Consider the following 19,657-nt stretch of genomic DNA (forward strand, 5'->3'; position numbering starts at 1 on the left):
ACCGTGTTGGACAATCTAGACACCGCGGTGCTGGGTTGCGATCTCGACGGGCGGCTGGTGCTGTTCAACAACGCAGCGCGGGAGCTTCTCGGCGCGGTTCTCGACGTCCCGGTCGCCCAGTGGCCGCGCAGGCTCGGGGTCGTCGACGAGCAGGGACGCCCGGCGGAACCCGACGACGTTCCGCTGGTGCGGGCGTTGCGCGGGGACCACGTCCGCGACGCCGAGCTGGTGCTGGCCAGGGACGGCGAGGCGCCGCGAACCTTCCGGGTGCGCGGCCGTCCCGTGTCCGACGGGACGCTGGCCACCGTGATCGCGTTGCATGACGTCACGCTCGAGGCCCGGGCGGCCCGGCTCAAGGAGTGCGAGCTGCGGATCTCCGAACGGTTGTCGAAACCGGAGCCCGCCGACACCGTCATCGCCGACGCGGTCGCGTTGCTGGGCGACCTCCTCGGCTGGAGCGCCACCGAGTTCTGGACCGTGGACCAGGTCGGTCAGGTGCTCCGCCGTACCACGTGCTGGTCCGACGGCTCCGCGATGCCGTGCGACCTCCCGGACCAGCTGACCGAGGGTGAAGGCCTGCCCGGCATGGCGTGGCAGAGTTCCGACTCGCAGTGGGCCGCGGACCTGCACACCGACCCGCATGCCGCCCGGCAGAGCACCGACTGGGGGGACCTCCGCGGCGCCCTCGCGGTCCCGATCCCCAGCGGCTCGGCGACCCTGGGCGTGCTGGTCTGCTACAGCAGCACCCGCGAAACGCCCGACGACATGCGCACCGCCGTGCTGACCGGCATCGCCGCGCACTTCGGCGAACTCCTGGAACGGCGCCGCGCCGAACAGGCCACCGTCGAACTCGACCGCACCCGCGACGAATACATCGCCCTGGTCGGCCACGAACTCCGTACGCCGCTGACCAGCATCCAGTCCTACACCGACGCGATGCGCGACGATCCCGGCATGGACCCCGGCGAGCGCGCGCAGATGCTGGAGGTCATGCACCGGAACACGATGCGGGTGCACGCGCTCATCGCCAAGCTGCTCGACGTCGCCGGGATGCGCTCCGGGCACATCGCCCTGCAGCCGCGACGCATCGACCTGGCCGCGGTCGTACGGGAGGCCGCCGACACCGCGCGTATCCCCGGCGCCACTGTCACCGTCGAGGTCAACGCCGCCGATCAGGTGCTCGTCGACGGCGACCCCCACCGGCTGCGCCATGTCGTCGACGAGCTCCTGCGCAACGCCCTGACCTGGGCGCCCGACGGCAGCACCGTAGGAGTAAATCTGCACGCGGACGACCACACCACGGTGCTGGCGGTGAGCAACACCGGTGCCCGGATACCCGCCGACGACCGTGCGCACGTGTTCGAACTGTTCTTCCGCACCGGCAACACCACGCACCCGGGCGCCGGTCTCGGCCTGACCCTGGCCCGGGCGGTCGTCGAACGGCACGGCGGCGCCATCACCGTCAGCGAACCCGAAGAGGCCGCCACCACCTTCACCGTGCGCCTGCCCACCCACCACCGTCCCCGCGACGGCGGACCGTGACACGACCTTGCCGGGCGTCGCGATGGGGGGACACCGCCGGGCTGGTGTCCGCCGCGCCGGTGCACGCCGGGCTGGTGTCCGCCGGGCTGGAGGGGCCGTCCCGCTGACTCGCGGTCAGCCGCGGGCGGCGAGGGCCTGCTGGTAGAGGCGGCCGGCCCGGTACGACGACCGGACCAGCGGGCCGGACATCACGCCGGCGAAGCCGATCTGCTCGGCCTCCTCGCGCAGCTCGACGAACTCCTCGGGCTTGACCCAGCGCTCGACCGGGTGGTGGCGCGGGGTGGGCCGCAGATACTGCGTGATGGTGATCAGCTCGCAGCCCGCGCCGTGCAGGTCGCGCAGGGCCTGCGACACCTCGGCGCGCTCCTCGCCCATGCCCAGGATGAGGTTGGACTTGGTGACCAGGCCTGCGGCTCGGGCCCGGGTGATCACGTCGAGGGAGCGCTCGTAGCGGAAGGCCGGGCGGATGCGCTTGAAGATGCGGGGGACCGTCTCCACGTTGTGGGCCAGGACCTCCGGCGCCGCGCCGAAGACCTCGGCGAGCTGCTGGGGGTCGGCGTTGAAGTCGGGGATCAGGAGCTCGACTCCGCAGCCCGGCAGCAGCTTGTGGATCTGGCGGACCGTCTCTGCGTAGAGCCAGGCGCCGCCGTCGGGGAGGTCGTCGCGGGCCACGCCGGTGACCGTCGCGTACTTCAAGCCCATGGTGGCGACGGACTCGCCGACGCGGCGGGGCTCGTCGGCGTCGAACTCGGCCGGCTTGCCGGTGTCGATCTGGCAGAAGTCGCACCGGCGGGTGCACTGGTCACCGCCGATGAGGAACGTCGCCTCGCGGTCTTCCCAGCACTCGTAGATGTTGGGACAGCCCGCCTCCTGGCAGACGGTGTGCAGGCCTTCCTTCTGGACCAGGCCACGCATGTGCGTGTACTCCGGGCCCATCTTGGCTTTGACTTTGATCCACGGCGGCTTCCGCTCAATGGGAGTTTCGGCGTTGCGCGCCTCGATGCGCAGCATGCGGCGGCCCTCGGGAGCAATAGTCACGACCCTGAGGTTACGCCGAATGCAAGATCAACCGGAGCAGGGGCGACGAGGCTCACGGAGAGCGGATCTGTGAGTGCCCTCACGTCCGTACGGAAAACCTCGTGCGGCTACTCGTGCCCCACTGTTAACGTCCAGGCCACGGTATTGACGGAACCGAGTAGCGCCCCGATCACGCCGGCCGAGAGAGTCACCGGAAGCTGAGAAGGTGGCCCGGTGCCGGGGCGCGAAGACACTCCCGAGCCGAGCAGCACAAGAGGCGCCCACACGGGGCGCGAAGGTGTGGTGGCACCGCGAGGATCCCGCTCGCCCACACCTCCCTGGGGCCGCGTTGCGGACACCAGAGGAGGTCACCCGCCATGCAACGCATCCTCTCCACCGAACTGGCCGCCCACGAGACACAGACCGTCACCATCGCCGGTTGGGTGCACCGCCGCCGGCTGCTCAAGTCGGTCGCCTTCCTGATCGTTCGCGACGCTGCGGGGCTCAGCCAGGTGGTGGTCACCGAACCCGGCGTCCGTGCCCAGGTCGAGGCGCTGCCGGAGGAGACCGTCGTCGAGGTCACGGCCACGGTCACCGCGAACGCGGCGGCGCCGTCGGGGGTCGAGCTCACCGGGCCTTCCGTACGCGCATTGAGCGGTGCTGCCGCCGTACCGTTGCCATTCGATCTGCACCGGCCGACGCTGAGCGCGACCATGGCGACGCAGCTGGACCACGCCGCTCTTGCCCTGCGGCATCCGTCGCGGGCGACGGCTCTGCGGGTCGCGGCCGCCGCGACCGCGGGTTTCCGGGCCGCGCTGGACCGGCAGCGGTTCGTCGAGATCCACACCCCGAAGATCGTCGGTACGGCGACCGAGTCCGGGGCGAACGTGTTCGCGCTCGACTACTTCGGCCGCCCGGCCTTCCTGGCGCAGTCGCCGCAGTTCTACAAGCAGCTGATGGTCGGCGTCTTCGAACGGGTCTACGAGGTCGGCCCGGTGTTCCGCGCCGAGCCGCACGACACCGCGCGCCACCTGGCGCAGTACACGTCGCTCGACGCCGAGATGGGGTTCATCGCCGACCACCGCGACGTGATGGCGACGCTGACCACGGTCGTGGCCGGGATGACGGAGACGGTCGCGGAACGGACCGACGTCGCGGTGCCGCGGGTGCCGGCCGAGATCCCGGCGGTGCACTTCGCGGAGGCGTTGCGCATCGCGGGCGCGCCGCCGGACGAGCCGGACCTGGCCCCGGCCCACGAACGGGCGCTGGGGGAGTGGGCGCTGCGCGAGCACGGCTCCGAGTTCGTCTTCGTCACCGGGTATCCGATGGCGAAACGCCCGTTCTACACGCATCCGCAGCCTTCGGACCCCCGCTGGAGCAACAGCTTCGACCTGCTGTTCCGGGGGCTGGAGCTGGTGACCGGAGGGCAGCGGCGGCACCGGTACGAGGACTATCTCGCTCATGCGCCGCAGCCGGAGCAGATCGCGGGATATCTCGACGGGTTCCGGTACGGGATGCCGCCGCACGGGGGGTTCGCCATCGGGCTGGAGCGGTTCGTGGCGCGGCTGACCGGGGCGGCGAACGTGCGTGAGGTGACGGCGTTCCCGCGGGACCTGCACCGCGTGACGCCGTAACGCCGCGGCCGGCTCGCCAAGGAACTGCGGCCGGTCCGCGAGACCGGTGGTCAGGCGACGACGGCAACGGTGACGGCGACGACGATGATCAGCGGGATGATCGTCATCAGGATCAGGATCCACCATGCGATCGGGTGGCCGAAGTTCAGCGACACCCCGCCCGCCTTGTTCGGCACGAACACGCGCTTGTCGCGAGGGTTGTTGTAAAGCTTCACAGCAGCGTCGGCAGGTGTCGTTCGACCACGGGCATGACCTCGGCCACCGGCACCGGCCGGCCCAGCTCCGCGCTCAGGGACGTGACGCCCGCGTCGCGGATGCCGCAGGGGACGAAGCGGTCGAAGTTCGACAGGTCGCAGTCGCAGTTGACGGCGAAGCCGTGCTGGGTCACGCCTCGGGCGACGCGGATGCCGATCGCCGCCACCTTGCGGTCGGGGCCGCGGTCGTCGGCCCGGACCCAGGCGCCGCTGCGGCCCTCGACGCGCTCGACGGTCACGCCGAACTCTGCGCACACGTCGATGAGCATCTGCTCGATGCGGCGGACGTACGCCACCACGTCGACCGGGTCGGCGAGCTTGACGATCGGGTAGCCGACGAGCTGCCCCGGGCCGTGCCAAGTGATCTTGCCGCCGCGGTCCACGTCGACGACCGGGGTGCCGTCCACCGGGCGGTCCATCGGCTCGGTGCGCTTGCCCGCGGTGAAGACGCTGGGGTGCTCGAGCAGCAGGATCGTGTCGGGCCGCTCGCCCGCCACCACGGCGTCGTGCAGGCGGCGCTGCTCGTCCCAGGCCTCGCGGTAGTCGACCAGGCCCGGGCGCAGGACCTGCAGCATGGAAGTCGTCACGACACCCAGCGTAGGCCAGGCTTCCGACACGCCCTACTCGAAGGGGCGGCGGGGGCCGTCATGCCCCTGCCCCGGCACGGGCTTCGGGTCGACGCCGGGCCGGACCTTCCAGAGCAGTACGTCGCCGACGCGCTCACCCGGCCCGAACAGGTCGGTCATGTTCCTCACCAGCGACTCGTGGAAGATCATGCCCTGGGTGCCGGTGATCCGGTCCGGGATGAACACGGCCCGGACGTTCCAGTACGCGAGGTCGCTGCGTACCTTGTAGCGCTCCGAGTTGTCGATGTCGTAGACGTAACCGGTGTGCGCCGCCTTCGACCACATCACCGAGGTGAACCGTCCGGGCGCACCGATGCGGCCCGTGCCGTTCCGGCCGCCGGGGCCCAGGAAGTAGCCGTCGGGGAGCCGGAACTGCTTGCTGCCCCGGGCGAGCGTGTACGCCTGCCAGCGCTGCCCGTCCGGGGCCGACGCGGAGGCGTTCGGGAGCGCAGTGATCACGCCACCGTTCTTGACGTACCGCTTCCAGATGCCGTCTGCGATGAACCGGGGTTCCGGCGACCGCTCGACGGTCAGCACCGGAGTGGGGAAGAGCGGCACGAGCGCCAGCGTGAACGCCGCTCCCCACAGCAAGCGCCCGCGCAGCGACGGCGGCCGGGTCAGCAGGCGGTCGGCTAGCAGCGCCAGGGTCGTACCGATGACGCCGGCGACCACCAGGGCGAGCCGGCCCGGCAACGCCGAGTCGAAGAGCGGGAGATGGGTGAGGGGCGCGTACAGCAGCGGGACGCCGGGGTACTCCTTGGTGAACCAGTTGAACCGCGGGCCGAAGGACAGCACCGTGAACAGCAGGCCGACGATCGTGAGGGATCGCATCAGCGCCTTGCGGGCGGGGCCGGCCCGCCACCACAGCAGGGCCGTGCCGACGACCATGAGCACCAGCATCGGCAGCCCGAAGAACGACGCGCCCTCGCTCTGGTTCGGCGCGAGGTCGCCGCGGCTCAGGCCCAGGAGAGCACCGACCGAACGGTACGGGTAGAACAGGTACGCGGCCGGGTCCTCGACGTAGTTGCGCTGGATGAAACCGGTGCCCTGGAACGAGCCGGGCCCGGCGAAGTGCATGTAGAGCGGGTACGCGAGCAGCGTGCCGGCCACCGCCGCGCTGACGCCCAGGGCGGCGAACGTGGTGGCCGCCGCCCGCCGCGCCACCGGCCAGGTGCCCCGGCCGGCACACCACGTGACGACGAAGATCACGGTCGCGAGCGCGGTGAAGAACAGCAGTTCGGCGGCGACGGAGAAGCCGACCGCCAGGAGGGCGCCGAGGACCGTACCGTTCAGCAGCCAGCGCCGGGAGGTGCGCAGCCGCAGCACCCACCAGAGGATCACCGGGGCTACCCAGCCGGCCGTCCAGTTCAGATGGCCGTTGGCGTGCGAGATCCAGCCCGGGGCGAAACCGCAGAAGAGGCCGCCCAGCATGGCCGCCGCCCGGTGCCGCACCGCGTACCGATGGAAGAGCAGGTACCACGCGAAGGCCGAGCCGGCGAGATTGAGGGTGAGGATCACCACGTAGCTGATCTGCGGTCCGACCACATAGGTGAGCGGCGCGAAGATGAGCGCGTACACGGTGATGGAGGTGTTCGCGGCGAGGTTCACGCCGTGCGGCGAGTTGAGCAGGTCGGTGTAGAACGGGTTCGCGCCCGTGCGCAGGATCTGCACGCCGTAGCCGAGCAGCCATTCGAAGAACGCGTGGTCGCCCTCGTTGTAGGTGACCGTACGCCGGAACGGGTCCGCCCACAGCCCGGAGCTGACCCAGTAGCCCATGCCGAGGCAGAGCAGGGCGACCAGCGTGTGCCGGAGCCATCCCTGACGACGGCTCTCCGGGCGGGTCGAGCCCTCCGGTTCGGAGACGGCGAGGGGAGCTGTTGTCGTTGCTACGGCCACCGGGCGAAGTTAGCAGTGCGGCGCGAACTGCGTTGACGCCGGCATCACTGCCCCTGGGGCTCCAGGGTCACCGGGTCCACGCCGGGCCGGACGCGCCACAGCAGCACCCCGCCGACGTGTTGCGGCTCGCCGAGCAGGTCCCGCGCCGTGGTCTCCACGGCCGACCGGAAGAGCGTGGTGTGCGAGCCGGTGATCTCGTCCGGCAGGAAGACGGCCTCCACCTTCCAGTAGGCGAGGTCCTCGCGGGCCCTCCTGCGGTCGAAGTCGTCGATCGGGACGACCGTGCCGTAGAAGGCGGCCTGGAAGAACAGCCAGTCGGTGGTGCGGCCCTCCGCCCCGATGCGCCCGGTGCCGTCCGGGCCGCCGGGACCGAGGAAGTAGCCGCCGGGGATGCGGAACTGCTTGCCGGCCCGGGCCATCGTGTACGCCTGCCAGCGCTGACCGTCGGGCGTGTCGGTGGTGGCGACCGGCAGCGCCGTCATCACCCCGTTGTCGCTCACGTAGTCGCGCCAGATCCCGTCGGCGATGAACGCGGGCTCCGGGGCCCGCGTCCGGGTCAGCACCGGCAGCGGGATCAGCGGTACGAGCGCCACGGCGAGTCCCGTCACCCAGGCGGCCCGGGCGCGGAACCGTGGCAGCGGCTCGCTCAGCAGCCGGTCGGCGATGAGGGCGAGCAGGATGCCGATCACCGCCGCGACCACCAGCGCGAAGCGGGTGGGCAGCGCGGAGTCGAACAGCGGAAGGTGCCGCAGGGCCGCGTACGGGAGATTGATGGTCGTCTCGTCCTTGAAGATCCTCAGATGAGGTCCCCAGGAGAGCACCAGGAAGACCACGCCCACCGTGGAGATCGCGGCCAGGGTCGCGCGCCGGCCGGGTGCCGCACGCCGCCAGAGCGTCACCACGGCCACGACCACCAGGATCATCAACGGTACGCCGAAGAACGACGTCTCCTCGGTGGGATTGGAGGCCAGCTTGCTGCCCAGCCCCAGCCACCCCGCCACGGACCGGTTCGGATATTCGAAGTAGGCCGCCACGTCCTCGGCGTAGTGGAACTGGTTGAAACCCGTGCCGGTGAACGTCCGCGGCCCGCCGAAGTGCATGTAGAGCGGGTACGCCAGCAGCAGCCCCGCCTGCACCGCGGTCACGGCGAGGGCGGCCAGCACCCGCGGCGCGGCGGCCCGGGCCTCGGCGCGCGTCGCCGGCGCCAGCGACCAGACGAGCAGGAAGACGCCGCTGGCCAGCGCGGTGAAGAACAGCCCCTCGGGCGCGATGGAGAAGCCGACGGCGACGAGGAGCCCCAGGATCACCCCGTGCAGCAGCCACCTGCCGGGCTCACGCAGCCGCAGCACCCACCAGAGCACCACCGGCGCGATCCAGCCGGCCGTCCAGTTGAGGTGCCCGTTCGCGTGCGAGATGAAGCCCGGCGCGAAGCCGCAGAAGAGCCCGCCCAGCGCGGCCGCCACGGTCTGCCGGACCAGGAAGCGGCGCAGGAACAGGTACCAGGCGAAGGCCGAACCGGCGAGGTTGAGGGTCAGGATCGTCGCGAAGCTGACCGGCGGCCCGGCGAGGAAGGTGAGCGGGGCGAACAGCGTCGTGTAGACGGTGACGGACGTGTTCGCGGCGAGGTTGACCCCGAGGGGCGCGTTGAGCATCCACGTGTAGAACGGGTCGGCGCCGTGCCCGAGCGTGTAGACGCCGTAGCCGAGCAGCCACTCGAAGAAAGCCTGGTCACCCAGGTTCTCGGTGAGGCTGCGGCCGCCCGGGTCGAACCACAGGCCGCTGGTCACGTACGTGGCGAGGGACAGCGCGGCGACCGCCACGGCGGCATGCGGGCGCCAGGCCGCGGAGCCGCGGCGGGCCGGTGACGTTGCCGGCGGCTCGGCGGACTCGGACGGGGCTGCGACGACGACGGACACCAGCGGCAGATTAGCAAGAATCACCGAGCGGCCGCCGTCCGTCCCGGCCCGCAGGGCTCTGTCAGGCGGCTGCGCGGGACTGGTCGTCGATCGCCGCCCGGAGGGCCGACTCGACGTCGGGGTGGGTGAAGGTGAAGCCCGCCCGGTTCAGCACGCCCGGGAGGACGCGCTGACTGCGCAGGGCCTCGTGGGCGAACTCGCCGAGCGCCACCTGCAGCGCGATGCCGGGCACCTGGAGCAGCGCCGGGCGGTGCAGCACCCGGCCGAGGGCCTGGGTGAATTCGGCGTTCGTGACGGGCCGGGGTCCGACGATGTTGACCGGGCCGACGAGGTCGTCGTGGGTCAGCAAGAACTCGGCGGCGTCCAGCCAGTCGACGAGCGCGATCCACGGCACCCACTGCTTGCCGCCGCCCAGCTTGGCGCCGGCGCCGGCGCGGAACAGCGGCATCTGGGGCTTGAGGAGCCCGCCGTTCGCGTCCAGCGGCAGGCCGGTGCGGAGCAGCACCACGCGGGTGCCGGCGTCCTCGGCCGGGCGGGCGGCGGCCTCCCAGACCCGGCACACGTCGGCCAGGAAGCCGGTGCCCGCGGGGGCCTCCTCGGTGACCTCGCGGCCGCCGGTGTCGCCGTACCAGCCGACCGCGGACGACTGGAGCAGGATCTTGGGGCGGTCCTCGGCCGGGAGCTGCCGGATCGCGCGGGCGATCGTGCCGGTGCTGTCCACGCGGCTGCTGCGGATGAGGCTCTTGTAGCGGGCCGTCCAGCGCTTGTCGCCCACCCCGGCGCCGGCCAGATTGATCACGGCGTCGGCGGCGACCAGCGTGGCCGGGTCGAGCTGCCCGGCGGACGGCTTCCAGGTGATCTCGTCCGGGGCCTCGGCGGGGCGCCGGACGAGGCGGGAGACGTCGTGCCCGCCGCGGCGCAGCCGCTCGACGAGGGTGGTGCCCAGGAAACCCGACGCGCCGGCCATGACGATCCGCATGTCTCCATCATTCCCGACGGAGAACCCGCTCAAAACAGAAGAAGGGGCGCCGGAGCGCCCCTTCTTTGTGATCTTCCGCCTAGGCGTGCAGGCCGAGGTCGCCCTCGAACTGGCCGGCCTCCAGGCGCTCCTTGATCGTCACCAGGAAGCGGGCGGCGTCGGCGCCGTCCACGATCCGGTGGTCGTAGCTGAGCGCCAGGTAGACCATCGAGCGCGGCACGATCAGCTCGCCCAGGTTGGGATCGTCGACGACCACCGCGCGCTTGACGACAGCGCCGGTGCCGAGGATGCCCACCTGCGGCTGGTTGATGATCGGAGTGTCGAAGAGCGCACCGCGGCTGCCCGTGTTGGTCAGCGTGAAGGTGCCGCCGGACAGCTCGTCCGGGCTGATCTTGTTGTTGCGGGTCCGCTCCGCGACGTCGGCGATCCGCTTGGCCAGGCCGGCCAGGCTGAGGTCGCCGGCGTCCCGCAGGACCGGTACGACCAGGCCCTTCGGCGTGTCCACCGCGATGCCCAGGTGCTCGCCGTCGTGGTACGTGACGGTGCCGGCCTCCTGGTCGATCGAGGAGTTGACCACCGGGTGCTGGCGCAGCGCCTCGACGGCGGCCAGGGCGAAGAACGGCAGGAAGGTCAGCTTGGCGCCGTGCTTCGTCTGGAAGTCCGCCTTGGCGCGGCCGCGCAGCTGGGCGATCTTCGTGACGTCCACCTCGACGACCGTGGTGAGCTGCGCGGAGATCTGCAGCGACTCCACCATGCGGCGGGCGATGGTCGCGCGGATCCGGGTCAGCTTCTCCGTGCGGCCGCGCAGCGGGCTCGCGGCCGGCTTCGGCGCGGGCGACGCCTGCTCGGCCGCGGCAGGGGCCTGCTCGGCCGGTGCCTTCGCCGCGGCGGCCTTGTCGGCGGCCTCGATGACGTCCTGCTTGCGGATCCGCCCGCCGACGCCGGTGCCGGTGATCGACCCGAGGTCGACGCCCTTCTCGGCGGCCAGCTTGCGGACCAGCGGGGTCACGTAACCAGCGTCGCCGGCGCCGTTGCCCCGGACCGTCTCGGCGGCCGGCGCGGAGGCCTGCGCCGGGGCCGGCTCGGCGGAGCGCTCGGCCGCCGACGGGTTCTCGGCCGTCTCGGCCTGGGGGGCCGGGTCCGCGTACGAGCCGCCGGGCTCGATCGACGGGGCCGGCTTCGACTCGATCGTGGGCTCCGGTGCCTGCTGCGGTGCGGGCGCCGGCGCGGACTGCTGCGGAGCCTGCTGCTCGGCCGGCGCGGAGGCCTGCTGCGGGGCCGGGGCGGCCGGGGCCGACGCCGGGGCGCTGCCCGGGGTGCCGATGATCGCCAGGTCGGCGCCGACGTCCGCGGTCTCGTCCTCTTGGACCTTGATCTCCAGGACCGTGCCGGCGACCGGCGACGGGATCTCCGTGTCGACCTTGTCGGTGGAGACCTCGAGCAGCGGCTCGTCGACCTCGATGGTCTCGCCGACCTGCTTGAGCCAGCGGGTGACCGTGCCCTCGGTGACGCTCTCGCCCAGGGCCGGCATCTTCACGGCCGTGCCCTCGCCGCCGGTGGCCTGCCCGGTCTGCGGGGCCGGCGCCTCCCCCTCGACCGGCTTCTCGGTCGAGGGGGTGTTCAGCGCGGCCGGCTCGGGGTCGGGCTGCTGCTCGGCCGCCTGCGGCTGCTCGGCGGGAGCCTGCTGGGCGGGCTCCTCCTGCTGCGCGGCGGGCGCCGGGGCGGAGGACTCCGCCTCCTCGTCGTCGCCCGCGATCACCGCGAGCTCGCTGCCGACGTCGGCCGTCTCGTCCTCGCCGACGACGATGCGCGAGAGCACGCCGGCGGCCGGCGAGGGGATCTCGGTGTCGACCTTGTCGGTGGAGACCTCGAGCAGCGGCTCGTCGGCCTCGACCCGCTCGCCCTCCTGCTTGAGCCAGCGCGTGACGGTGCCCTCGGTGACGCTCTCACCCAGCCGCGGCATGGTGACCGATACCGGCATGTCTCAGAACTCCTTAACCGCGTTGAACGGGCCTTTAGTCCGGTCAGGGGTGGTGGTGGGGTGGTCGGATGGGGGGATTTCAGGCGTGTGCGTGCAGGGGCTTGCCCGCGAGCGCCAGGAAGGCCTCGCCGAGCGCCTCGTTCTGCGTCGGGTGGGCGTGCACCAGCTGGGCCACCTCCGCCGGGAAGGCCTCCCAGTTGTAGATGAGCTGGGCCTCGCCGACGAGCTCGCCCATCCGGGCGCCGACCATGTGCACGCCGACGACCGGGCCGTCCTCGACCCGGACGAGCTTCACGAAGCCCGCGGTCTTGAGGATCTGGCTCTTGCCGTTGCCGCCCAGGTTGTAGTTGTACGTCGAGACCTTGTCCGCGCCGTACTGCTCCTTGGCCTTGGCCTCGGTGAGGCCGACCGAGGCGACCTCGGGGTCGGAGTACGTGACGCGGGGGATGCCGGCCTCGTCGATGACCGCCGGGCGCAGGCCCGCGATCTCCTCGGCCACGAAGATGCCCTGCTGGAAGCCGCGGTGCGCGAGCTGGAGGCCGGGAACGATGTCGCCGACCGCGTAGATGTTGCCGACGCCGGTGTGCAGCCGCTCGTTGGTGATCACGAAGCCGCGGTCCAGGGTGACGCCCTGCTCCTCGTAGCCCAGGCCCTGGGTCGTCGGGCCGCGGCCGACCGCCACCAGCAGGACCTCGGCCTCGATCGTCTCGCCGCCGGCGATGGTGGCGCGCACCCCGTTGTCGGTGTGCTCGACCTTCTCGAACGGCTTGCCGACCTTGAAGTTGATCTTCCGCTTGCGGAACGCCCGCTCGACCACCTTGGAGACTTCCTCGTCCTCGGCGGCGACGAGCCGGGGCAGCGCCTCCAGGATCGTCACGTCCGCGCCGAAGGACTTCCACACGCTGGCGAACTCGACGCCGATGACGCCGCCGCCCAGCACGATCGCCGAGCTCGGCACCCGGTCGAGCCGGAGGGCGTGCTCGCTGGTCAGCACGCGCTTGCCGTCGACCTCCAGGCCGGGCAGCGAGCGCGAGTACGAGCCGGTGGCCAGGATGACGTTGCGGCCGGTGTAGCGCTGCCCGTCGACCTCGACGGTGTCCTTGGCGACGAGCTTTCCCGCGCCCTGCACCACCGTGATCTTGTCGTTCTTGAGCAGGCCCTGCAGCCCCTTGTACAGCCGGGCGACGACGCCGTCCTTGTACGCGTTGACGCCGGCCATGTCGATGCCGACCAGGTCAGCCTTGATGCCGAACTGCTCGCTCTCGCGCGTCTGGTCGGCCACCTCCGCGGCGTGCAGCAACGCCTTCGTCGGGATGCACCCGCGGTGCAGGCAGGTGCCGCCCAGCTCCGCCTTGTCGATCAGTGCCACCGAGAGGTTCAGCTCGGCCGCGCGAAGGGCGGCCGCGTACCCGCCGCTGCCGGCGCCGAGGATCACGATGTCGAAGGTTCCGCCAGGCTGGCTCACGTCTACTCCCAGATCGCCATCTTTGCCAGTGATCTGCAGTTCCCACATGGGTCACATGGTGGAAACGGTCACAGCTGTCCACCTCATCTTGTCACTTCATGAACCGATGGATGCAGCCAGGTGCCGAACGACACGTGCTCACAAGTACCCTGGCGGCAACTTACCCGAAGGAGTCCTCCGTGGCCTGGTTCCGGCGGCGCAGGGAGCAGCCCCGCGTGAGCGGACGGCCCGCGGACAAGGCCGACCTGGAGTACCTTGCCGAGTTCGTGCGGTCGCGCCGCGGCGTGGAGGCCTTCATCGAGCCGCGGACCACGGTGACCGAGACGACGATTCTGCTGATCGCGCACGACGGCGAATGGACCCGCCGGCGCATCGAGTCACCCGAGGCCGCCCGGCGCTTCGCCCACCAGCTGGCGATGCCGATCTACGACATCAGGCTGATGGGCTACCCGCAGCGGATGCGCGACTACAACGCCCGCCAGAAGCGCCGCCCGGCGTGAACCGCCGCCCGGCGGCGGCGTGATCAGGCCGGGACGGCAGGCGCGCGGCGTGTGCCACGCGAGCCTGCTGTGCCCGTACTCATAGCAAGATCTCAGCCGTTGGCCGCGACGTCGTCGATCAGGGTGAGGAGCGTGCGGACCGGGACGCCCGTGCCGCCCTTCGTCCAGTAGCCCGTCGGCTCGCCGGTGTGGTACGACGGCCCGGCGATGTCGATGTGGGCCCACTCGACGCCCTCGGCGACGAACTCGCGCAGGAACACCCCGCCCTGGAGCATGTGCCCGGCGCGGTCCATGCTCGCGTTGACCTGGCTGATGTCGGCGATCTCCGACTCCATGCCCTTGCGGACGTCGTCCGGCAGCGGCATCGGCCACGCCGGCTCGCCGACCGCCTCGCCCGCCGCCTTGACCCGCTCGCAGGTCTCCGGGGTGCCCATGACGCCGGCGATGCGCTTGCCCAGCGCCACCACCTGGCCGCCGGTCAGCGTCGAGGTCTCGAAGACGTAGTCGGTGCCGTCGGCGCAGGCGCGGGCGATCGCGTCGCCGAGCACCATGCGGCCCTCGGCGTCGGTGTTGAGGACCTCGACCCGCTTGCCGTTGAACATCGTGATGACGTCGCCGGGGCGGTACGCGGTGCCCGACGGCATGTTCTCGGCCATCGCGAGGTAGCCCGTGACCGCCACCGGCGGCTTGAGGGCGGCGACGGCCAGCAGCGTCGCGCCGACCGCGGCGGCGCCGGCCATGTCCGACTTCATCTCCCACATGCCGGCGGTCGGCTTGATGCTGATACCGCCGGTGTCGAAAGTGATGCCCTTGCCGACCAGCGCGACCCGCTTCGGGTTCTCGACGCCCTCGGGGGTGTAGCTGAGCTTCACCAGCCGCGGCGGCGCCTCGGAGCCCTGGCCGACCGCCACGATGCCGCCGTACCCGCCCGCCTTGAGCTGGTCGAAGTCGAGCACCTCGACCTGGAGGCCGGTGCCCTCGGCGGCCGCGGCGACCGCGTCGGCGAACGCCGGGGGCCGCAGGTCGTTCGGCGCGGTGTTGACCCAGTCGCGGGTCAGGCGGACCGCCCGGGCGACGGCCTCCGCGCGGGCGACCTCGGACTGCGTGGCCTCGTCGGCCGCGTCCGGCACGACGACCTGCAGCGCCTTGACCGGGTCGCGGCGGGTGGGCTGGGGCTTGGTCTTGTAACCGGCGAAACGGTACGAGCCCAGCAGTGCACCCTCGAGAATGCCGCGCAGCGCCCCGGGGGCGTCGGCGTCGTCGGGCACCGGCAGGGCCAGCGCGACCGTCTCGCTGCCGGCGAGGGCGCGGACGGCGGCGCCGGTGCCGCGGCGCAGCGTCTCGGTGACCGGCGCGGAACCCGACGGCTCGTCGCCGAGCCCGACCGCGACGATCAGCGGCGCCGCGACCGTGCCGAGCGTGGCCAGCTTGGTGACCTCGCCGGGCGCGCCGGTCGCACCCAGCAGCGCCAGGGTCGCGGTCAGCTTGCCGTCGAAGGCGGCGGCGATGCTCTCCGCGCCGGCGGCCGGCAGCAGCGCGCCGTCCTCGTCCGGCTGGCTGTGCAGGCCGATGACGAGCGCATCGGTGGCCAGCTCGGCGGGGTCGCTGTCGACCAGGCTCAAAGAGGGGGCGGGGTGGGTCACTCGGGCGCTCCGCGACGACTGGGGCCGGAGCTCCCTCGTGGGCCGCTCCGACAGCGTGGTCCGTCCGGCGCGGGTCGCGCCGGACGCAGTGGTGTCCCGCCGATGCTAACCACATGCAAGGTCACGGGTAAGTTGCCACTCATGTCCACCGACACCACGCCCCTGCTCCGTTCGCCCCTGCACGAGCGTCACCTCGCTCTGGGCGCCAAGTTCGCCGCCTTCGGCGGCTGGGAGATGCCGCTGGAGTACGCGGGAGGCGGTGTCCTTCGTGAGCATGCCGCAGTACGCGAGGCCGTGGGCGTCTTCGACGTGTCCCACCTAGGCAAGGCGCGGGTGACCGGGCCCGGCGCGGCGGACTTCGTCAACTCCTGCCTCACCAACGACCTGGGGCGCATCGCGCCGGGCAAGGCGCAGTACACGCTCTGCTGCGACGACGCGACAGGCGGGGTGGTCGACGACCTGATCGCGTACCTGATCGGTCCGGACGAGGTCTTCCTCATCCCGAACGCCGCCAACACCGCCGAGGTCGTGCGCAGACTGGCCGCCGCCGCACCGTCGTCGCTGACCATCACGGACGAGCACCGCGACTACGCCGTCCTCGCCGTGCAGGGCCCGCAGTCGCCGGACATCGTCAAGGCGCTGGGGCTGCCGGTCGACCACGAGTACATGTCGTTCTCGCCCGCCCGCATCGACGGCGTCGACCTGATCGTGTGCCGTACCGGGTACACCGGCGAGCACGGCTACGAGCTCGTGGTGCCGTGGGACGACGCCACGCGGGTGTGGGACGCGCTGGTCTCGGCGGGCGTGCGCCCGTGCGGGCTGGGTGCGCGCGACACGCTGCGTACCGAGATGGGCTATCCGCTGCACGGCCAGGAACTGTCCCTGGAGATCAGCCCGGTGCAGGCCCGCGCCGGCTGGGCGGTCGGGTGGTCGAAGCCGGCGTTCTGGGGTCGCGAGACGCTGTTCGCGGAGAAGGCGGGCCCCCGGCGGTTGCTGCGCGGCCTTGAGCTGACGGGCCGCGGCATCCCGCGGGGTCACATGCAGGTGTACGCGGGCAGCACGCTGGTCGGCGAGACGACCAGCGGCACGTTCTCGCCCACGAAGAAGGTCGGCATCGCGCTGGCGCTGCTGGACACCGCCGCGAACCTCGCCGAGGGCGACCTGGTGGAGATCGACATCCGGGGCCGGCGCACCGAGGCCCGCGTCGTGAAGCCGCCGTTCGTGCAGACCTCCGTCCGCTGACATGGCCGTCACCTGGTCCGAGCTGCGCGAATGGGTGCTGGCCCTGCCCGGCGGCCGCGAGGCGTACGTCGAGAAGTGGGGGGACTGGACCCTCCGCTGCGGCGACAAGGTCTTCGTGGTCGGCAGGCCGGAGGGGTCCGCCTGCACGGTGAAGGCGTCCAAGGAGGACCAGGCCGAACTGATCGGCGCCACCCCGGACGTCTACTCGGCGGCGCCGTACGTGGGCCGCTACGGCTGGGTCAGGGTCGAACTGTCCGCCGCGGACCCGGGTGAGCTGCGGCAGGTCGTGGTGGAGGCGTGGCGTCGTACGGCGCCGAAGAAGCTCGTCCGGGAGTACGACTCAGCTCAGGGCTAAGGCGACCAGGGCGACGGTCGTCGCTAGCTCGGTCGTCGCGCCGAGCACGTCGCCGGTGATGCCGCCGAAGCGCTTCACCGCGTGGCGCAGGAGCAGCAGCACGACCAGCACGACCCCGGCCACCGCGGCCGGGCCCGCCCACGGCCGGTCCGGCACCGCCCACACCGCGCCGGCGGCGACTGCGATCCCGAGCACTGCCACGACGGGAGCCGGCACGGTCGAGGCGACCAGGGCACCCAGCCCGCCGGGGCGCGCGGCCGGGACCTTCCGGCGGCAGGCCAGCGTGACGCCGAGCCGTCCGGTCGCCCAGGCGGCGACGATCGCCCACGGGCCGGCCTCCGCTACCGCGGCCGTCTGCACCAGCAGCGTCAGGGTGATCGCGGCGACCCCGAACGGCCCGATGTCGGGCTTCTTCATGATCTCGAGAGCGGCATCCCCCGACCGGTACGACCCCAGCGCGTCGACCGTGTCGGCGAGGCCGTCGAGGTGCAGGCCGCGGGTGAGCAGGACGCCGGTCGCCACCGTCAGCGCGGCGCCGAGGAGGGTGTCGGGGAGCAGGTGGTGAACGCCTGCTACCACCAGGCCGAGCAGGGCGCCGATGAGCGGGGCGAGCACCATCGCCACCGCCGCGGCCCGGCGGTCGATGCGCCCGGCTCGCACCGGGAGGACGGTGAAGGTGGTCAGTGCCAGGCGCAGCCCGTCAAGCACTGGCCGGGCCGGGGCCGTGCGGCTCGGGCTCGGCGAACGTGGCTTCCTCGTCGTCGCCCTGGCCGGGTTCGTCGTTCTCGCTCAGGCCGGCGTCGCCGGGGGTCGTCAGCAGGGTCGGGTGCACCGGGAGGGCGGCGGCCAGGGCGATCGCCGAGCGGAGCAGTGGCAGCGCGGCCAGGGTGTTCGCGCCCTCGCCCAGGTCGAGGCCGAGGTCGAGCACGGGGGTCAGGCCGAGCACGTCCGCGCCCTGCCGGACCAGCTGCAGGCGGCCCGCGTCGGCGAGCAGGCACCAGTGCCGGCTCTGCGAGGCCAGGTCGCGGGCCACCAGGCCGGCCGCGATGCCCAGTGGACCGTCGAGGAACACCGGCATCCGCCGGGCCGCCGCGCCGAGCAGCGCGCCGGTGGCCACGGCCAGATCCGCGCCGCCGAGCTGGGCCAGTACGTCCTTGGCGCCGCGCGGTTCCTGGCGGATGCGGTGCATGGCGTCACGCACGGCCGCACAGCGCCGCATCCACGCGTCGTCGTCGTAGCGGGCGCCGGGCACCAGCACGCGGGGCAGCGTCGCGACCGGCTCGGCGCCGGTGGTCGCGGCCACGACGGCGGTCGCGGCGGCCTCCGTACCGGTGCCGCACGCTCCGATGACCAGCGCCTCCCGCCCGTCCTCGGCGGCCGTCGCGGCGAGCTCCCAGCCCTGCCGCAGCGCCGCATCGACGGTCGCGGCGTCCAGCACGGCGCCGTCCTCCATGGCCCCGGACGGCGGGACCCGGACGACCGCGATGTCGGCGTCCGCGGTGGCCGCCAGCCGAGCCAGGGCACCCTCGCCGGACTCGGCCTCGGCGGCCCGGCGATCCGACTCGGCAGGATCAGACCCGGCCGAGGCGCCGCCGGCGTGCCGGCCGTCGACCAGCAGCACGCGTACGGGACCCCATGGGCGCGGCGTGGCGGTGCCCTGCGTGGCGGCGGCGAACTCGACGGCCTCGAGCAGCGCACCGATCCCGGCGCCGGGCAGGTCGAGGCGTTCCAGCCGGTCCCGGGCGTCGGGTCCGGCGTCGCTGTCGGGCAGCGGCAGATCCATGCCGGCCTCGATGACCGTGCCGGGATCGACGGGCTCGAACGTCGTGGTGGATGCGGACGGTGTGGTCAGTGGAGCAGCCGCTGCGGCCGTGGTGACGCGGGCCGGGGTGGCTGCTGCCATCGCGTTGTGCGGAGCTCTGCCACCCTGGGTGGTTCCCTCCACCTGGGTGGTTCCTTCTTCCGCCTGGAGGTCGGTGACGATCCCCGGGTCGGCGGCGGTCGACTTCAGCCAGGTGGGCCGGCCCGCGACCACGAAGGCGACCCGGTCGCACGCGTCGGCCAGCGCCTGGTTGGCCGTGCCCAGCGCGTCCACGAACGCGCGGCCCACCGCCGTCGCCGGGACCAGGGAGAGGCCGACCTCGGGGCTCACCACGACGAGCCGGGCGGCGCAGGCGTGGACCGCCTCGGCCAGCGCGGCCACCGTCGCCACGTCGTCGTTGGGCTGGTTCGCCGGGTCGAGCAGGGTCGCCACCCAGCCACCGAGATCGTCGACCAGCAGCGTCTCGTCGGGCTTCGCCTCGGCCAGCAGAGCGGCGAGGCGGCCCGGGTCGGCGCCGGTCTCCTCGGTGGTCCAGGACTGCGGCCGGCGCCGCTGGTGCGCCTCGATCCGCCCGCGCCACTCGGGGTCGTCCTCGCCACCGGCGGCCGTGGCGACGTACCGCACCGATGGCGCGGCGGCCACCAGGGACTCGGCGAACGCGGACTTGCCGGAACGGATCCCGCCTAGCACCAGGACCGAACTCCACCCGTCAGCAGACATGCCCCGTACCTTAGATCCGCGCCCGGTGATCATGCGGCCCGACCCGGCCCCCGTCCGCCTCGCGC

Annotated in this window: 16 protein-coding genes; 5 read left to right on the forward strand and 11 right to left on the reverse strand. The window is 72.4% G+C overall.

Annotation, left to right across the window (positions count from 1 at the left end; all coding sequences use genetic code 11):
• The first annotated feature begins 3 nt into the window (after positions 1 to 3).
• Positions 4 to 1,542, forward strand: coding sequence for an ATP-binding protein (locus AB0368_RS22435; protein ID WP_366155883.1), 1,539 nt, complete (start codon positions 4 to 6; stop codon positions 1,540 to 1,542).
• 114 nt (positions 1,543 to 1,656) lie between these two features.
• Here the strand turns inward: AB0368_RS22435 and lipA are convergent, their stop codons facing one another.
• Entirely contained in the window at positions 1,657 to 2,553 is an 897-nt protein-coding gene (gene lipA, locus AB0368_RS22440) for a lipoyl synthase (protein WP_366156140.1), read from the reverse strand.
• Between the two features lie 383 nt (positions 2,554 to 2,936).
• Here lipA and aspS point away from each other — a divergent pair, with 383 nt between their 5' ends.
• Positions 2,937 to 4,193 carry an aspartate--tRNA(Asn) ligase gene (gene aspS, locus AB0368_RS22445; RefSeq protein ID WP_366155884.1) on the forward strand — a complete coding sequence of 419 codons (1,257 nt, stop codon included), beginning with the start codon at positions 2,937 to 2,939 and terminating at the stop codon, positions 4,191 to 4,193.
• 50 nt (positions 4,194 to 4,243) lie between these two features.
• Here the strand turns inward: aspS and AB0368_RS22450 are convergent, their stop codons facing one another.
• From AB0368_RS22450 to lpdA, 7 genes are all read right to left on the reverse strand, one after another.
• A complete protein-coding gene (locus AB0368_RS22450) occupies positions 4,244 to 4,408 on the reverse strand; it encodes a peptide ABC transporter substrate-binding protein (protein WP_366155885.1) in 165 nt (54 codons plus the stop codon).
• Positions 4,405 to 5,022, reverse strand: coding sequence for a lipoyl(octanoyl) transferase LipB (lipB, locus tag AB0368_RS22455; RefSeq protein WP_366156141.1), 618 nt, complete (start codon positions 5,020 to 5,022; stop codon positions 4,405 to 4,407). The genes AB0368_RS22450 and lipB overlap by 4 nt, the downstream gene beginning before the upstream one ends.
• Before the next feature lie 45 nt (positions 5,023 to 5,067).
• Positions 5,068 to 6,969 (reverse strand): DUF2079 domain-containing protein, encoded by a 1,902-nt coding sequence (locus AB0368_RS22460; protein ID WP_366155886.1) that lies wholly within the window; start codon positions 6,967 to 6,969, stop codon positions 5,068 to 5,070.
• A 44-nt stretch (positions 6,970 to 7,013) separates the two neighbouring features.
• Complete coding sequence (locus AB0368_RS22465) at positions 7,014 to 8,885, reverse strand: DUF2079 domain-containing protein (protein ID WP_366155887.1); 1,872 nt, start codon at positions 8,883 to 8,885, stop codon at positions 7,014 to 7,016.
• A 61-nt stretch (positions 8,886 to 8,946) separates the two neighbouring features.
• Complete coding sequence (locus AB0368_RS22470) at positions 8,947 to 9,864, reverse strand: TIGR01777 family oxidoreductase (RefSeq protein WP_366155888.1); 918 nt, start codon at positions 9,862 to 9,864, stop codon at positions 8,947 to 8,949.
• A 79-nt stretch (positions 9,865 to 9,943) separates the two neighbouring features.
• Positions 9,944 to 11,845 carry a 2-oxoglutarate dehydrogenase, E2 component, dihydrolipoamide succinyltransferase gene (gene sucB / locus AB0368_RS22475; RefSeq protein WP_366155889.1) on the reverse strand — a complete coding sequence of 634 codons (1,902 nt, stop codon included), beginning with the start codon at positions 11,843 to 11,845 and terminating at the stop codon, positions 9,944 to 9,946.
• 79 nt (positions 11,846 to 11,924) lie between these two features.
• Complete coding sequence (gene lpdA / locus AB0368_RS22480) at positions 11,925 to 13,358, reverse strand: dihydrolipoyl dehydrogenase (RefSeq protein ID WP_366155890.1); 1,434 nt, start codon at positions 13,356 to 13,358, stop codon at positions 11,925 to 11,927.
• A 131-nt stretch (positions 13,359 to 13,489) separates the two neighbouring features.
• Here lpdA and AB0368_RS22485 point away from each other — a divergent pair, with 131 nt between their 5' ends.
• Positions 13,490 to 13,810 (forward strand): hypothetical protein, encoded by a 321-nt coding sequence (locus AB0368_RS22485; RefSeq protein WP_366155891.1) that lies wholly within the window; start codon positions 13,490 to 13,492, stop codon positions 13,808 to 13,810.
• Between the two features lie 92 nt (positions 13,811 to 13,902).
• Here AB0368_RS22485 and AB0368_RS22490 read toward each other — a convergent pair whose 3' ends face one another.
• Complete coding sequence (locus tag AB0368_RS22490) at positions 13,903 to 15,453, reverse strand: leucyl aminopeptidase (protein ID WP_366155892.1); 1,551 nt, start codon at positions 15,451 to 15,453, stop codon at positions 13,903 to 13,905.
• A 141-nt stretch (positions 15,454 to 15,594) separates the two neighbouring features.
• On the opposite strand from AB0368_RS22490, the gene gcvT reads away from it, so the two are divergent.
• A complete protein-coding gene (gene gcvT, locus AB0368_RS22495; protein WP_366155893.1) occupies positions 15,595 to 16,695 on the forward strand; it encodes a glycine cleavage system aminomethyltransferase GcvT in 1,101 nt (366 codons plus the stop codon).
• 1 nt (position 16,696) lies between these two features.
• Positions 16,697 to 17,050 carry an MmcQ/YjbR family DNA-binding protein gene (locus tag AB0368_RS22500; RefSeq protein WP_366155894.1) on the forward strand — a complete coding sequence of 118 codons (354 nt, stop codon included), beginning with the start codon at positions 16,697 to 16,699 and terminating at the stop codon, positions 17,048 to 17,050.
• Here AB0368_RS22500 and cobS read toward each other — a convergent pair.
• Together cobS and AB0368_RS22510 are read right to left on the reverse strand one after the other, a co-directional pair.
• The gene (gene cobS / locus AB0368_RS22505) at positions 17,036 to 17,758 is read right to left on the reverse strand and encodes an adenosylcobinamide-GDP ribazoletransferase (protein ID WP_366155895.1); all 723 of its coding nucleotides are present in this window, start codon (positions 17,756 to 17,758) and stop codon (positions 17,036 to 17,038) included. The genes AB0368_RS22500 and cobS overlap by 15 nt on opposite strands.
• A complete protein-coding gene (locus tag AB0368_RS22510; RefSeq protein ID WP_366155896.1) occupies positions 17,751 to 19,592 on the reverse strand; it encodes a bifunctional adenosylcobinamide kinase/adenosylcobinamide-phosphate guanylyltransferase in 1,842 nt (613 codons plus the stop codon). The genes cobS and AB0368_RS22510 overlap by 8 nt, the downstream gene beginning before the upstream one ends.
• Between the last annotated feature and the right edge of the window lie 65 nt (positions 19,593 to 19,657).

It is taken from the genome of Actinoplanes sp. NPDC051475 (assembly GCF_040689425.1).
Taxonomy (GTDB): Bacteria; Actinomycetota; Actinomycetes; order Mycobacteriales; family Micromonosporaceae; genus Actinoplanes.

Coding starts and splice junctions, on each gene's coding strand:
- sucB (WP_366155889.1), bottom strand. CDS start 11,845: ATGCCGGTATCGGTCACCATGCCGCGGCTGGGTGAGAGCGTCACCGAG.
- lipA (WP_366156140.1), bottom strand. CDS start 2,553: ATGCTGCGCATCGAGGCGCGCAACGCCGAAACTCCCATTGAGCGGAAG.
- AB0368_RS22470 (WP_366155888.1), bottom strand. CDS start 9,864: ATGCGGATCGTCATGGCCGGCGCGTCGGGTTTCCTGGGCACCACCCTC.
- lpdA (WP_366155890.1), bottom strand. CDS start 13,358: ATGTGGGAACTGCAGATCACTGGCAAAGATGGCGATCTGGGAGTAGAC.
- gcvT (WP_366155893.1), top strand. CDS start 15,595: ATGTCCACCGACACCACGCCCCTGCTCCGTTCGCCCCTGCACGAGCGT.
- lipB (WP_366156141.1), bottom strand. CDS start 5,022: ATGCTGCAGGTCCTGCGCCCGGGCCTGGTCGACTACCGCGAGGCCTGG.
- AB0368_RS22500 (WP_366155894.1), top strand. CDS start 16,697: ATGGCCGTCACCTGGTCCGAGCTGCGCGAATGGGTGCTGGCCCTGCCC.
- AB0368_RS22510 (WP_366155896.1), bottom strand. CDS start 19,592: ATGTCTGCTGACGGGTGGAGTTCGGTCCTGGTGCTAGGCGGGATCCGT.
- aspS (WP_366155884.1), top strand. CDS start 2,937: ATGCAACGCATCCTCTCCACCGAACTGGCCGCCCACGAGACACAGACC.